Genomic DNA, 15723 nt, shown 5'->3' with positions numbered 1-15723 from the left:
ATAAATTACCCTCGGTTCCTGACTTGTGCTGAGCTAAGTCGAAGTAGCGGAGTCGAAGGATCGTTATCGTTAACGTCAACGTTATCGTCAGAGTCGATAGACTCCCACAATATCCTCCACCGTCTGCCTTCTTCTTGCCTCTACCCATTCGCCATTCTCAGGCATAAGTATTGGCTCCAAGAAGTTGATGAAGGTCGGAGTCAGACAGATGGTGTAAGCACCAACACCATTAAACTGAATGAAGTCACCAGCCTCCATTCGTGGCATCGTCACCTCCTTCAGCATCACGTCCTTCTCCATGCAGGTCGAACCTACTACATCGCAAACGTAAGTTTCGTCCGACTCCACGGCTCTATGCACCTTGTGCGGCAAGTTATTCGCGTGCATCGTAGGCTTCACGTCAAACACCGTTCCGTCCACCATCACGAAATTCACCTTGCCCACTCGTTTGTTCTGATACACCTTAGTGTAGTAGGTGAACACATTCGACACAACCGATGAACCTGGTTCTATCACTATCGTTGGTTGCTGCTTCATGAACCACTCGTTCGCCATGGCTTCATCCAGCACACAGTTGGCATAGTCTTCATACTTCGGCCTTCCTGTCAAGTCCATACCCTCAGGAGCAGCACCAAAGTAACCGCCACCGATGTCGAAATACTCCAAGTCGTTCAGCTCATATTTCTCGCACGTTGCCAACATGTGCTGAGTGATAATCTTGTAGTTCAGCACGGCTCTGTCTGATGTCGAAGTGTGACCATGCAGCGAGATGATCTTCACACCAGCCTCACGCAATCGCTCTATGTTTCGTCCGATGAGCTCCGTTGGGAAACCGAATCGTCCGAATCTCAGTCCGCATTGTATCGTGCTGTTGCCGTTCTCGTCCGTCAGGTTGATGTTGATGCGCATGCCCACCTTCAGTTCCTTCTCTGGGTGCTCCTGCTTGTACTGGCAGATCATGTCCACCTCATACTCGCTGTCCAGATTGATGATGGCTCCATGCTCCAGCGCTTTTCTGAAGATAGCCGGACGCTTGATAGGTCCGTTGAAGATCACCTTCTCAAAACCAATCTTTCTTGCCAGTTCATACTCCATCTCGCTTACCACCTCGGCCATCACACCCTCCTGCATGGCTATCTTGCAGAGGGCAGGCACATAGTTGGTCTTGAACGAATATCCTGCCTCCACCTTCTCATATCTCTTCTTGAAGGCATTCAGGAATCCGTTGATATTGCTTCTGTACTTCTCAGGATCCATGATGTAGAATGGCGCACCAAACTTCTCATCTAGTTCCTTCAGTACCTTGTGATTAATTTGTTCCATCGATTTACTTGATTCGGTCTTCCTCTTCAATGGCACCCCACATCAATTCTATAGGATTACTCTGGCATTCCGCCTTCATATCTTCACATGCAGCCTCCCAAGTCCACTGAGGCTTCCATCCGAGCACCTCTGCGCTCTTCTTTCCTGAGAGCAAAATCTGAGGAGTATCTGGCATATCGGGACGATGTGTCTTCACAGCATCCTTGCGTGCAAAAGCGGCCATGATGCCATCTACCATCTCGTCCAACGAATAAGGCTTATAACCAGGAAGGTTGAAAATGCCACAGATATTCGTTTCGGCAGCACGAACTACAGCGGCAGCAAAATCCTTGATATAAAGAAGTTCCTTCAAGCGAGAAGAATCACCATACACATCAATACCCTGACCGTTGATACAACGACGAATCATATAACGCCAAGGTAGCATTCTCTTTTCGCCATCCAGATAATACCATGCATCTGGATGCCAGCCGTAAACCATAAAGTGGCGGAAAATACAAGGCTCGAAACCGTCTGCTATTTGGCAGTGCTCTAGAATGTCACATGCAGCACGCTTGCATATTGCATATACTGCATGATCGTTGCCATTCTTAGGGAATGAACGTGTAGCATCATCATCAATAGGTTCCGTACCTCCCCAATGCTCTGCAACATCACTTGGAGTTGTGTTGAACACAATGCGCTTAGTACCATTCTGTTTCATCCAGTTACACAGATTTACAATGCCTACAACGATACTCTGAACGTAAGGCATCATATTTCTGTCGGCATGAGCAGGCATAGTACCAGCCATGTTCACCACTACATCATATTTTTGATTAGGCAACAATTCGAACGCTTCCTTCTTTGAAATGTCAAAACCGCCAACGAAGGTCATACCCTTCGATGCGAAAAAGCCGCCATCAGAGGTTCTTCTACCTACGGCTACTACATCGTAACCATTATCCTTCAGTGCCAATGCACTGTAACATCCAAGCTGGCCTGTTGCGCCAAAAACAATTGCTTTTTTCATTGTTTCTATATTTTTATTGTTAATAGTCTTTATTTGTTAATTGTTTTACCTTCTTTCATTCTGCATACATCGAGTGCTTCCACACCGGCTACCTCAACCGATTCTCTCAATAGAACAGATTTAATAGTCTTGAAGATGATACTGAGATCAGTCTTTAATGACACATTATTTACATACCATACATCCATAGCCAGTTTCTCGTCCCATGTCACTGTATTTCTACCGTGACTCTGAGCATAGCCACTAATGCCAGGTCGCACATCATGTCTATGACGTTCTTCTTCTGTGTACCAGGGCAGGTAACGTACCAAAAGCGGACGAGGACCTATCAGAGCCATGTCGCCAACTAATACATTCCAAAGTTGAGGCAATTCATCAATACTTGTCGAGCGAACAAATTTACCAACCTTTGTCAACCTAACCTCATCTGGAAGGAGTTTGCCATCAGTGTCTCGTTCGTCTGTCATTGTTTTAAACTTGACAATCTTAAAGACCTTCTCACCTTTACCCGGACGCTCTTGGAAGAAAAACGCACCAGCACCCTTATTTGCGAAGTGTAACCAGATTGCAATAATAATCAAGAACCAACCGATGCACAAAAGTGCAACCAATGCGATTGTAAAATCAATCAATCGCTTAAAAAAATGCTTATACATACTAGTTGTTATCTTTTAGAATTTCCTTATAATAATTAATCAAACAATCTTGCACGAAACTTTTCTCGAATCTCAATTCAATCATTGGTCGTGCATTCTTCTGCATCTTCTCGCGCATTGCTGTATCGGTCACCATTCGCTCCATGGCATCATAAAGCGGCTGCACAGTTCGAGGCGGAACAATAAGTCCATTCTCACCATCAACCACAATCTCTCTTGCTCCATTGATATCCGTCACGATATTAGGTAACCCCAAAGCACCGGCTTCCATTGGAGTATTTGGGAATCCTTCACGATATGAAGGCAATATGTGACAGTCTGATTTCATATATTCAATTAGTAGTTCATCACCATACTTAGCGCCACAAGCTACTATATCTGGATTTGCTTTGATTCTATCCATCGTTACCGTCTTCACGGGATCAAGATTTTCCTCAAAGTCACCAACAAGAACAAGTTTTGCGTTCTTGTACTTATCATGCAATTGCGTGAATGCCTCTACTAACTCATTGATTCCTTTGTCACCAACTATACGTCCAACAAATATAAATGTAAATTTACTATTGTCTTTTTTTACATCAACAAATCGGTTCGGGTTGAATTTAACCATATCCACCCCCCTCACGTTTCCATAGCCTAAAACTTTCATTGGCTTCTTGGTGATGCCTCCATTCTTCAAATCATTCAAAACCCCCTGCCCCTCGGGTATAATGTGTGTTGCGCAAGCGCAAAGAATTTTATCTGTCAACATAAGGATCTTTCGTGATATGCCTGTAGAAGTTGGCCAAACAAGACCTGTAAAAGTGTGGATACGAACAGGTACGCCTATAAGCCATCCGGCAGTCATGCAAAGCAAGCCAGCTTTTGGCGTCATTGAATGAATGATATAAGGTTTTTCTTTACGTAACACCTTAATCATGTTCCACAATGATTTCATATCCTTTACCAGGGATATACGCCTCTCCATTGGAACCTCCACGCAATGGTATCCCTCATCTTTTAGGGTATCGAGTTCTTTACCTGGTGACGTTAAAGCCACCATTTCAAAACCTTCATTGCGCATTCTGTTCATTATCTCTTTAAAGAATCCTATTGAGATAGATACCGTACATGCCCTAATAATTTTCTTTTTGTTTCTTTCCATATTGCGTTAAATATTTTTCAGTTCATTTTCGTTTCTATAATGCCAACGTCTCCAGAGGGAGATCCTGAGGATTCCAATCGGAGTCCAAAGCACATCGGCAGGATAGTATTTTATCAATCGCAGGTTGTGCTTCATCCATGCCCACATCAAGCCGACACGTGAAGTCTTGTATCTGCCCTCCTTCAACCTCTCGTCATGCTTACCGAAGTTGCCAGCTTGCATAATCTCATTCATCAAGAACCTTCCAGCATCCTCATCCGGCTCACACAGCAGATATTCATCCTCCAACCCAAATACCTCCTTCATTATCCACATGCTCGCGCTCGCAAAGCGCAAGAGTTTCAAATGTTTCAGGAGTTTCAGAGTTTCACAATGAAGGTTATCGTCATCAGCCTGTGCTGAGCTTGCCGAAGTATTAGCGTTCTTAGACCTTAAGATGAAATAAAGGTCTAAGAGTTGCCTCATTCCCACCCCTTCATACAGCAAATGCCAGAAGTTATGATTCATCGTCAGCACCACATTGAAGATGAAATCGGGAACAGCGAAACCAAGTTCTTCACGATAGACAATGTGTCTTGATCCTTCTTCACGAAACCACTTCTGTAGTCTCGCATTCCTCACAAGATTCCTACTCAACGAAGGACGATAATGCAGCTCAATTTCGGTATCTTGATACAACGAGAGATCCGCATGATGATAGTCATAGTAATACATCCTTCCAGTAGCACGCGCCCAATCAATAACCTTCTCAGGTTCCGCCACCATCCACATATCAATATCGCCCGATTGACGAAGCCCTGCTATAGAACAATAAAGCGAAGCAACAGCCTGTCCCTTCAAAACGCATGAATTAAAGCCATCAGTGGCCAACATCCTCTGCAGTTCAACGCATTGCCTGTTTAGGGTTTCGTTACGTTGCAGAATCTTTGCCGCCATCCCCATCCAAGTGAGATAGAGCATTTCTGGAGGGCGTTCATCCTCTGGAAGCCTCTGGACTGCAGCAAAGCAGATTCCCACAAGGCTTTGCTTCTTAGCCATGTTGTAGAGTTGCTTCCACTCATTGTCCGATGGTTTATGTATTAAGCTGTTCGCATTGTCTAACGCAATACGAATCAGTTCAAAAAACAATAGTTCTATTATCATTTATCCAGTACATCTTCAGTTTTAATAGGGTGATACTTATGTGCTTTGGCCTCAAAGATGACACCCGTTTCATTCGTTGCTTCCAGCGAGTGATAACGCCCTTGCTCAACCACCACACCTGGACATTTGCTGCCAGCCGTCATCACCACCATCTCTGTCTCTTTGCCCTCATCGTCATAGAATCGTTCAATGGCACTACCATAGATGCAGACAACCACCTCGCTCGTATCCGTATGCCGGTGAATAGCCGACTTCGTACCGGGCAAAAGCACGTTAAGCATCCTCTGCCCATCCTCCTCCTCGCTGTCACGCAGATCATAATTCATACGCAACCGAGGTGACTCCGCAGCCAACTTTGCCACCAAGTCAAATAGTTGTTTATCGAGTTTCATTTTCTTAATCCTGCTTAAATACCGTTGTAATAAGCTCTATATTCTTATCAATACTTGTCTTGACTTGTTCTGGAGTTACAAAAGTCGTAATACCAGTTCTAAGGCAAAGACGCAGTAAGAGAACCCACAACAACGAGTATGTTACCATAAGCAGATAGTAGAAATGGTGATATGTTTTCAGCGAGGCTCTATCGCTTTTGAAGTGTGAGAAGTTATCACCGTGGAAACGCTCATTGCGAGCTGTGTAAAGCAAACAACTTACTACAATTCGTAATCGTGTCCATTCATCAAAAGGATCAAACGTTTTATCAGCAAACACAAGTTCTTTACCCCTCAATATATCCCTAATCTCTTGAGCGGATTCGAATTGATGCTTTGCATCATCTTCGGGAGCATATTTTTCTGCGAATCGATTATACATCTCCTCACCTATGATTTCCTTTGTCCTACGCTGAATTTCACCATAGTGCGATTGAACCTCTAATCCTCTATGGTGGAACCATCGTGCGTATGCAAATCTGGTAACACTCAAAGGCATCACATTAACGAATTCAAAAAGAGATGTTTTTAAATCCGGATAGTCTTTCAAAAGCGCAGGAAGTTCCTGTGTAAATATATCATTGATTATAGTATCAGTATTCCCTTTCCTGCCTTCCCACAAACGTACATTATACAGTTTCATTGACAGCTCTAATGCACTCCAAGCCTGATCAAATGCAGAGTCGGGATGATATGGCAATGAATCATATATATCTGTAATAATTGAATGTAGCTTATTCAACTGAGCATCTCTAAAGAGTACCTCAGTCGCATTATCCACATGTAATCGTACACCTTCAAATATTTGATTCTTGCCAATCTCAGAAAGTCTTGTTTCAAATATGCGCTGAGCTTCTTCTTTCCATGGATTAGCAGCCCACTTATTGTTATAAAGAACTCGTTTTCTTGTAAACGCAAGCTCCTGTTTTTCTTCTACTGATAATACCTTTACTTCCATATTCTTTGAAGCATTGTGTTAAATATTATAGTGATTTCCATAATGTGAAGCAATTGAATGTAAGTCATGAATGCTACATCCATGAGTGGTAATTCAATCTTCACTCCCCTATTATCTTGATCCTCATAACGACACGTTTGAGTTTCCGAATCAAACTCCCAATCATCATGAGTTTCACTATTCCTAATCTTATTGTCAAGAGAACCATTGAAATACTGAGAATAGACTCCATCTTTGAAAATCAAACCTATTCTTGCGCCAACAGTTCTATCGACAAAATCGGAAAGCGTGTAAGAGAGTTCCTCGCCAAATTTATTTGAGTCACATCGAAACAATTTATTAGACATTCCAACAAAAGCAGGTAGTATTTTCTCTAATACTTCAAAGCCGTTACGATAATCATTATTAACCTCCTCGTGACTGATTGTCATAAGATACAATTGTTTTTGATGAGGAATCTCATATTCTCCAGTTACACCATAGAACATGGCAGGAAAGTACTTCTCAACTTTTCCAACCATTTGGGCTATGTGCTTGAAAGCCCTTTTTGTCATCCAGTCTTTGATGTTCCCAAACTTGTCCAGTTCTTGTTTAAGTAACGAGATTTCCTCTATAGGTGCGCCCTTTGCATAAGCTAATAGTCCAATGAATAAATGACCATACGGTTCACTTTTGAATGTTGGAGGAACCAGATTTCTGTAGCAGACGTCCACCATGCCACTATATTGACCTACACAGTCTTTATATGACTGGATACCTCTTTGCTGCCCCTTCAAATTGAACACCTGCATTACTTTTCTTGCATAAGCCTCAGGTTTCATGTTGGTTTTATTCAAAAGGGGTAAGAGTTCCGTCAGAGACTTACGGTACTTAAACACATTTGACAGAATGTGCTCAACCACAGCCCTTTGCCCTTGGATGCACCTAAAATCGGATTCTGGGTATAATCTCGACAAATTGAAAAAAGGAGAGAAAAAGGCTATGCGACCACCACGATCCGTTTTATTCAGATACATTTCTTTGGTAATCGGTAAGCACGAAGAATACCCGATCAAATACGCTTCTTCATCTAATTCTTCCTGAGTATATTTGCGATTGACACCCTGAGCACCAAAAGTAAGGTGTATTCTATCACCACACTCTGGACATTGGAAATCAAGATTCCAAGGGTATAATCTGACTGTCTCATCCATTTGATATTTGACATGAAAATGTTCATCGCAAACATCACATTGTATCATTATTCCTTGTACCATATATCGTTTGTATAGATTTAACACTTAACGTTAACACTTGCCGAAGAGCTGCTTTACTCTTGCGAGGGTGGTGTATTGGGCAGCGGTGCCTTTGTAGATGGTGGTGAAGTCTTGCCAGTTGTTGAGGATGTGGGTGCGGACTTGCTCGGCTGCTTCCATGGTGGTTGTACGTATTAGAAGAACTTCACCTTTCGCCATCGGTCGCCAATGGGTAGAGCATCTCCTAGAATACTGATTGTTTTTGATATGGGAGCACACAGATTTAGCCACTACAAGATTCACGTTTCCTTCAGGCAAAACAGTAATAGCCGCCAAAACCAACATTTCTAAAATAGAAATACCCTCGACCCTCAACATCTTATCAAGAAATGAGAGGGTTTATTCTTATTTATCCTGCTCCATCCAATCTATTTCGTCTTGTGTAAACGAATACAAATCTAATAAAGATGCTCTTAATTGTGATAGCTCGTCCTGGTATTCGGCATGTCTTTGAAGAAAGCGACAGAAAGTCATGGTCAAGCCTTTGTCAAGATTGTCTTCGTGTAATTTCTTTAACCAATTATGAGTTATCTCGATATGACCGAGTTCTTCCATACACAAGGCCCAATATGCAGTCTCGGAATAGTAACTTCTATTTCCACTGTAGATGCAATCCTCGATGAGAGAAGCGAAGACGCCGGAAGTTCCTGTTATTTGTTTTTCAATCCTAAGAATATACCATAATAGTTCCGAATACTTATGCTCACAAACTAACGTGTTCAAAATATCCGCGTTCTCAACATCTAAAGAAGCACTTTTCATATAAGACGCAAGAACCATTAACAGCTGACTTTCAAAGAATTCATTATAGTTCACCCAGTTTCCAAAATGTATGTCATTGCCACAGAACCATCTGCTTGACAATGCTATTTCTGTTGCGAGACGAAGCTTCAAATCACCAACCTTATTACAATAATCTATAATCCGTGCATCAACTATTGGATTCTGTTGATATGCATAAATGCTGGTCTGACTATTAATACAGGCTTTGGCATTTATCACCGCTCCATAGAGCACATGGGGTTCATATTTACTTATTGCTAGCTCTTCGATAAGTTTCTTCATTTCGCCTTTGACATCAAATACAGCGCTACCAGCTATTGAGTACAAAATGAAACGATGAGATCGCTTATCCTTTCGCCACAAAACTCTCCACAACTTAATAAAGAACAAACAATTCTTTTCTGGATAGCCATGCCTTATGCTATAGAATATGTCAGCATACGTGGTCAATTCGTCGTAAGAAAGATCATCAGCACAGAACCGTGATAGAATGAGCTTTTTGAGAAGCTGATACTGACAACCTTTTGCTTTGAAAAGTGTATTGCGGACTTTTTCCATTGCAAGATCAAAGGATACCATCCCATGCTCTTTGATGACCTTGATTGCTTCTTCTAATGTTATTGTATTGGTAAAATAATTGGAACTAACCTGATTCGTTTCATCATTATAGAAATTCAACACCCCTTTATCCTCAACCCACATATCGTAGAACGTTTGTCCTTTAATGGCAAGGTGCTGTAGTAAGAAGTGTGAATCCAAGACATTTCGCAATGTCTTATACATACAGTCATATAGCCTGTAAAGTTTACTGACATCAAAGCCTGAAAGCCTAGTATTAATATCCGAAAGGTTAAGAGTAGAATCTAAATGAGCACAAGCTGTATTTCGTATGTCTTTTGCAGCGACAATAGTTGCAGAATATATAGGTAAGCTTTTAAGTTTATCAAAATACTTCTTAATCTGGTTTCGCGTAGCATCGTCTTTTTCTGCCTTGAACATTTCATACAACAACTCATCAAGACCCTTATCATATTGTTGAGCAGTATCTGACGAAGCCGGATTGAACAAGTTATCATGATAGTTCATAATCCAACAAATAAGCATGCGCTTTAACATGAGTTGGATATTGGTATCTGTATATACCTTATTATAAAGTGTATGTGCAAGATCGACAAAGGTTTCTATCGTTAAAAGTTTTTGAACCTTTTGTTGTGCTGGTGAACAGAAGAAAACACCAACTGCATTTTTCTGAGACAAATGGAGAGCGCTCGTACTCAACAAAACCCTATCACTATTGTTTAGGAACTGGCATACATCTATAAGAGTCTGTTTATCTATAACAGATAAAGAGACTATATCTGGTTCAACATCCTCTGTATGAGTCGCTATCTGATAAAATATAGTCGCATCATCCAACATCTCTTTCAGTTTATCAAATGTGATTGTCTGAAAGATAAGATTTCTCTCGACTATATCGCCAAGATTCCTGTTTTCGGTTTCTTCACTAACTTCGATCGATTGGAAATGACCACCCAACTTATTTCTGGCATCCTGCCATCTCTTCTCGTATTCTTCTTTTATAGGATCAGTGTATGCCTTGTTGGGATGGTGGTTAGGGTAATCTGGCATACAATGATAGACATCGTCCAAGCGGATAGATGCATATATACAAAGCATTCGAGCAGTTATACTATCAGTTTGTTTTTCTGCAAGAAGCTCCTTGATCCACGAAACCTCTTGCAGGCACAACTGTAACTTTTCCTTTGTCTTCTCCTTCATATAGTGTTAACGTTAACTGTTAATTTTATCTTATTCTTGCTTTCTCCGTCCACCAGTATGTATGCTCAAATCCCTTGCATTCGCAATCTCCTCAAACATCACACGCTTCCACTCTTCAAGTGTACCCTCATTAATCTTCTTACGAGTGTACTTGACTTTGTGCGATAGTCGGGTATGCTTGTCAGGAAAAAGATGATGCTCCTCAACGTACGCTCTGAGCTCATCACAGAAGGTTATGAAGTTTTGATCGTTCTTGCTCGCCATCCATCTTACCCCTCATACCCATTAGGGTTGTTCTTCTGGAAGTTCCAGCTGTCGCGACACATCTCTTCGATGCCGAACTTAGCTTCCCATCCCAGTTCTGCCTTTGCCTTAGCAGGATTGCAGTAGCAGGTAGCAATATCGCCAGGGCGTCTGTCCTTGATAACGTATGGCACCTTCATGCCGTTCACTTTCTCGAATGCCTTGACCACATCAAGAACGCTATATCCATGGCCAGTACCCAGATTATAGATGGCAAGACCCTTGTTCTCCTGAATAGCCTTCAATGCGCATACATGACCGCAAGCAAGGTCAACCACATGGATGTAGTCGCGTACACCTGTGCCATCATGTGTGTCATAATCATTACCGAACACACCCAGCTCCTTACGCATACCGATTGCAGTTTGAGTGATATAAGGCATGAGGTTGTTAGGAATGCCATTCGGATTTTCACCAATCAGACCGTTTTCGTGTGCGCCAATAGGATTGAAATAGCGAAGAAGAACAACGTTCCATTCGGAATCTGCCTTCTGCACGTCCATCAGCACCTGTTCCAGCATAGACTTTGTCCAACCGTAAGGGTTAGTGCATTGACCCTTGGGACAATCCTCTGTAATAGGAATGATTGCAGGATCACCATAGACAGTTGCAGAAGAAGAGAAGATGATGTTCTTACAGTTGTGCTTGCGCATTACATCAACCAGCACGAATACGCCATTCATGTTGTTCTCGTAATACTCCAGAGGCTTTGCTACCGATTCGCCAACTGCTTTGAGACCAGCAAAGTTGATGACTGCATCAATCTTGTGGTCGGTGAAGACCTTGTCCATAGCCTCACGATCACGCACGTCTGCTTCCACGAAAGGAACTTCCTTGCCAATAATCTTGGCAACTCTACGAAGTGCCTCTGGCTGAGAGTTCACGAAGTTATCTACTACGACCACTGAGTGGCCAGCTTTGTCAAGTTCAATGATGGTGTGGCTACCAATATAGCCAGCACCTCCGGTAAGAAGGATGTTCATAGTTATTTTGAAAGTTCTTTATACACCTTATTATAATTCTCTGCCATGGTGCTAATATCGTACTGCATAGCACGTTCCTGACATTTTCTTACGACCTCAGCTCGATATTCTTCGTCTGTTGTTAGTTTCAAAATGACATCAGCGAGCGCCTTATCATCACCATGAGGGAAGAGAACGCCATATCCCTTCGTCACCTCGCGAAGTCCTTCTACATCGCTTGCTACAAAAGGATTGCCGGATGACATACCTTCAACATTCGATAGCGACAAACCTTCTCGATGGCTGGACATCACAATCACATCAGATGATTTCAGGATATTCGGCACATCATTGCGCAAGCCCAAAAGGTGTACCCGTTCCTTCAATCCCAATTCTGCAATTAGAGCCTCCAACTCCGGACGTTTTTCTCCATCGCCCACCAATGCCAAATGATAGCTTTCTGGAAGATGCTTCAAGGAACGAATAACCGTAGGTTGGTCTTTCTCATATCTGAAACCAGCAACCATCGTGATAATCTTACAACCAGGGAAGCCGAGATCTATTGCTTTTGCATTCACAAAACGGCTCACATCAATACCATTCAGGACAGTTGTGATTGGGAAATTTTCACCTATATAGTTACGAAGACTCTTTTCTGACGGTTCTGCAATGCAGATAATCTTGTCATACTGCTTGTACATCCACCTATCGATATACCAGAAGATTCGATAGTTTCTTCTGCGTGTTGATGTGGAATGCTCTGTGGTAACAAGGATATTACGCTTTGTTTTCACAAGAGCAGCGAACATCTGACAAGCAGTATTGTGTGTATGTACCACATTAAATTCCTTCATCAACTTCTTGAGTCTGGCTATGTGCTTATAACTATACACGCCCTCTGTTTCCGAGAAGCCGTGGATCTTGATACCGGCCGCCTCAAGCTGATTGTAGAATGCAGTCTTCTTACAGCTGAACACAGCAATCTCCACCTCATTACCTAAATCTCTCAACCGCGGTAGCAAATCTACCATCAAGTGCTCGGCGCCTCCAGTTGAAAGCGTTGTTATTACATGTAGTATTTTCATAACTCTATACTGTTTTTTCAATATAAAATTCCACACCATCCATTGATAAAACCTTTGCAGGAATACCACCTACACAGGCTTCGTCTGGTATGTCGTTTGTAACGACGGCATTTGCACCTACGCAAACGTCATTTCCGATAGTAACTGCACCTACAACCTTGCATCCTGGGCCGAGGTAAACGCAATTTCCAATAGTGGCAGCACCTTTACGTTTACCACGATTCGCTGCACCCACACAACACCCTTGGGAAATATTTACATTCTCTCCTAATACGGCATTAGGTGAGACTACGATAGTACCGAAATGGCCAATATAGAAACCTTTTCCTATTTGAGTTTTCCAAGAAATCTGGATACCGGACTTATATGAAAGATGCTTTACTCTAAATATAGACCATGCGTAAAAAGGCAATGCCCATTTGCGTGTCATAAAATACGTACATAAGCGCATCCAAACTGTATATCTAAAACCAATAGTTATGATATACAATTTCAAAAAGGAAACCCAACTATAATTTCCATTGTATCTGTATGCATCAGACCATATATAGTCCTTGCATTCGCGGAAAGAATTAAAATGTATCATTTCTCAATAATCGTTTTGTACGCATTTACAATCTGCTTTGCAGCAGACTTCCATGAATAAGGGCTGTCATCACTATATTTTTTCCTAATATTAGTCTCTATACCAAATAGCAAATCTTCGTTTAGAAGTGTCTCTATTCCTGTCTTTAGAGCATTGACGTCATTTGCCTCTACTACCAATCCGGTTATTCCATCTTCAACCTCCTTGGGGAGATCGCCAACTCTTGTTACCAAGATGGGTTTATTAAAGGCAAAAGCAGACATAACGCAACCACTTTGGGTTGCAGAGCGATATGGCAAGACAACATATGTCGAGTGATATATCAAAGAGGCTAATTCTGAATTTTCAATATATCGATTCAGCATTATTACACCTTCTTCCTCTAAGGGCTGTTCGCACTCTAATATCCCTTTACCTGCAATGACTAATTTTACTCCATTATCAAGCAAGTTACTTGCTTTATATGCTTCTATCAAGAGTTCTACTCCTTTATATCTAGTAATCCGTCCAAAGAACAAAATATACTTACCATACTTATTCTCAATGGGCTGATATTTGGTAAGGAAGTCGTATGTACTTAATCTTGAGAAAAAGATTTTTTCTTTTGATATGCCTGTATATTTTACATAATCATCAAGCAAAGCATCACTTAATAGCAGTTTATTATCAAAGACTCTCTGATACACGTTTAAGCGCATCTTTTCCAGGATTGAAGGCTTATCATGCGGAATTGGATCATGAATTGTCATAATCCTATGAGGATAACACCGTAATTTGGGTAAGAGTGGAAGAAGTTCTTTTGAGTACGTTGTATTGTGGACAATATCATAGTTGCCATTTCGCATAAAAGACTTGATGAGATGCGATAACTTAATAATATTTGAAATATTTCCTGATGGACAAATTGCGAGATTCCACCTCTTTAAGTCTATCATATCCTTATACTGCCGCATGTCATCAAAGTTATCTGCATTAACAAATTGAGCAGATTTCCCTATATAGTTTATAGAAAAGGCCGAGGAACGCCAATTGGATGGATTTACTATTTCAATAACATCCAGCTCGACATATGCCGACAGTTCTCTTATTAAGGAAATCTCCAAATCAAACAGCGGTGGAGCGGTTATATAGAGTATTTTCATCATTTTCGCGCTTATTAAGATTTATTATATTGTTCGAAAAAATAAGAAACATTAGCACATAGAGCAAATTTCTATTAAACAGAACTTGATCAGACAGAAGAACGCCTAATGCAATAATAATAAAACCTATGTCTGATTTATATGTCTTTATCGTTCTAAATAAATATCGTATAAAATACAGCAACCCCCACAGGCCATAGCTAATAAGCATATAAATCACAGCATTAGCATAAGCAGCATTTACCTCTTTGCCCCAGTCTGTATACAAATGAACCCCATGATAGTTGAGAAGTTCGCCCAATTGGTTTAGACCGATACCTGTAATCCATTGGAACAAATCAAAAAATCCTAAATACGCCAAGGGACCTAAAAATCTATTCTCTTGCATATCAGTATTATTTAATTTCTCAATATTGGAGAGCAGCACTTCAGAAAAAAATTGGTTAACAAAATAATATCCAATAGCAAATAAAATTGCTAATAGGATCAATTTCCATTTTGCAACACCTCTTGTTACCATAAAGGCGATAAGTAGTATAGCTGTAAGAATCAATCCTGTTGTAGAACCCGAAAAAAGGATTCCAAGTGCAAACAACACGGATAGAGTAAAGTTATATCTCTTTAATGAAATATAAAAGATTGGGAGCAAATATATTGATAGGTGAGCCGGTTCTGTAAAAAATGCGCTAGCACGACTAAAATCGAATGTGTCTAGGTCTCGATTGACGACCAAACCTGGAATAAAGAAGTCTTGAATATAAGTCCCGGTGAATATTAGCATAAAGCGTTGATATAAACATATCGAAGCTGCTGCTATTCCTACGACATATAATCCATAAACAAGAACCTTGAAATTACAATTTGCTGTAAATATTATATAAGCAAAAAAGAACACCATTATCGCAATATAGTTATTTACAAACAATGTAATGTCATAAAAGCTAGTACTAATGCTATTATAGACAGCCGATATAAAACCAATTATTGTAATAGTTACAAACCATTTGAGTTCGTTACGTCTTAGTTGAAAGCTATAAGTGTAAGTATTGGCTATAAAATTAGCTATCAGCATTAAGAACACTATAATCCAATTTAACGAAATTCCATTTGAAAGTTCATAT

At 41.0% G+C, this 15723-nt stretch carries 15 protein-coding genes; all 15 read right to left on the bottom strand.

The features are described from left to right. Positions 1-87: 87 nt before the first annotated feature. The gene (locus CIK94_RS07670) at positions 88-1323 is read right to left on the bottom strand and encodes a hypothetical protein (RefSeq protein WP_094422404.1); all 1236 of its coding nucleotides are present in this window, start codon (positions 1321-1323) and stop codon (positions 88-90) included. Between the two features lie 4 nt (positions 1324-1327). After that, positions 1328-2335, bottom strand: coding sequence for an NAD(P)-dependent oxidoreductase (locus CIK94_RS07665; protein WP_094422402.1), 1008 nt, complete (start codon positions 2333-2335; stop codon positions 1328-1330). Positions 2336-2364: 29 nt separating this feature from the next. Continuing rightward, positions 2365-2991 carry a sugar transferase gene (locus CIK94_RS07660; RefSeq protein WP_094422400.1) on the bottom strand — a complete coding sequence of 209 codons (627 nt, stop codon included), beginning with the start codon at positions 2989-2991 and terminating at the stop codon, positions 2365-2367. A gap of 1 nt (position 2992) precedes the next feature. Beyond that, on the bottom strand, positions 2993-4135 hold the full coding sequence (locus CIK94_RS07655) for a glycosyltransferase family 4 protein (protein WP_094422398.1): 1143 nt from the start codon (positions 4133-4135) through the stop codon (positions 2993-2995). A 6-nt stretch (positions 4136-4141) separates the two neighbouring features. Then, a complete protein-coding gene (locus tag CIK94_RS07650) occupies positions 4142-5278 on the bottom strand; it encodes a nucleotidyltransferase family protein (protein WP_094422396.1) in 1137 nt (378 codons plus the stop codon). Next, the gene (locus CIK94_RS07645; RefSeq protein ID WP_094422393.1) at positions 5275-5670 is read right to left on the bottom strand and encodes a WbuC family cupin fold metalloprotein; all 396 of its coding nucleotides are present in this window, start codon (positions 5668-5670) and stop codon (positions 5275-5277) included. The genes CIK94_RS07650 and CIK94_RS07645 overlap by 4 nt, the downstream gene beginning before the upstream one ends. A 4-nt stretch (positions 5671-5674) precedes the next feature. Beyond that, positions 5675-6667 carry a hypothetical protein gene (locus CIK94_RS07640; protein ID WP_094422391.1) on the bottom strand — a complete coding sequence of 331 codons (993 nt, stop codon included), beginning with the start codon at positions 6665-6667 and terminating at the stop codon, positions 5675-5677. Further along, positions 6658-7908: a PHD finger domain-containing protein gene (locus CIK94_RS07635; protein ID WP_216821933.1), complete on the bottom strand. Its 1251-nt coding sequence runs from the start codon at positions 7906-7908 to the stop codon at positions 6658-6660. The genes CIK94_RS07640 and CIK94_RS07635 overlap by 10 nt, the downstream gene beginning before the upstream one ends. Positions 7909-7953: 45 nt before the next feature. Then, on the bottom strand, positions 7954-8082 hold the full coding sequence (locus CIK94_RS14870) for a hypothetical protein (RefSeq protein ID WP_256388337.1): 129 nt from the start codon (positions 8080-8082) through the stop codon (positions 7954-7956). A 225-nt stretch (positions 8083-8307) separates the two neighbouring features. Next, the gene (locus CIK94_RS07630; RefSeq protein WP_094422387.1) at positions 8308-10524 is read right to left on the bottom strand and encodes a hypothetical protein; all 2217 of its coding nucleotides are present in this window, start codon (positions 10522-10524) and stop codon (positions 8308-8310) included. 269 nt (positions 10525-10793) lie between these two features. Next, complete coding sequence (gene galE / locus CIK94_RS07620) at positions 10794-11810, bottom strand: UDP-glucose 4-epimerase GalE (RefSeq protein ID WP_094422382.1); 1017 nt, start codon at positions 11808-11810, stop codon at positions 10794-10796. Positions 11811-11812: 2 nt separating this feature from the next. Then, on the bottom strand, positions 11813-12874 hold the full coding sequence (locus tag CIK94_RS07615) for a glycosyltransferase (RefSeq protein WP_094422380.1): 1062 nt from the start codon (positions 12872-12874) through the stop codon (positions 11813-11815). Positions 12875-12878: 4 nt separating this feature from the next. Then, complete coding sequence (locus CIK94_RS07610; protein WP_094422378.1) at positions 12879-13460, bottom strand: serine acetyltransferase; 582 nt, start codon at positions 13458-13460, stop codon at positions 12879-12881. After that, positions 13457-14605 (bottom strand): glycosyltransferase family 4 protein, encoded by a 1149-nt coding sequence (locus CIK94_RS07605; protein WP_094422376.1) that lies wholly within the window; start codon positions 14603-14605, stop codon positions 13457-13459. The genes CIK94_RS07610 and CIK94_RS07605 overlap by 4 nt, the downstream gene beginning before the upstream one ends. Next, positions 14565-15723: hypothetical protein (locus tag CIK94_RS07600; RefSeq protein WP_094422373.1), on the bottom strand; the 1159-nt coding region annotated here is incomplete at its 5' end. The genes CIK94_RS07605 and CIK94_RS07600, both read right to left, overlap by 41 nt.

Origin of the sequence: Prevotella sp. P4-51 (genome assembly GCF_002251455.1) — a bacterium.
GTDB lineage: Bacteria > Bacteroidota > Bacteroidia > Bacteroidales > Bacteroidaceae > Prevotella.
The sequence above is the reverse complement of the archived record's forward strand: the minus strand, read 5'-3'. Positions and strand labels throughout refer to the sequence as shown.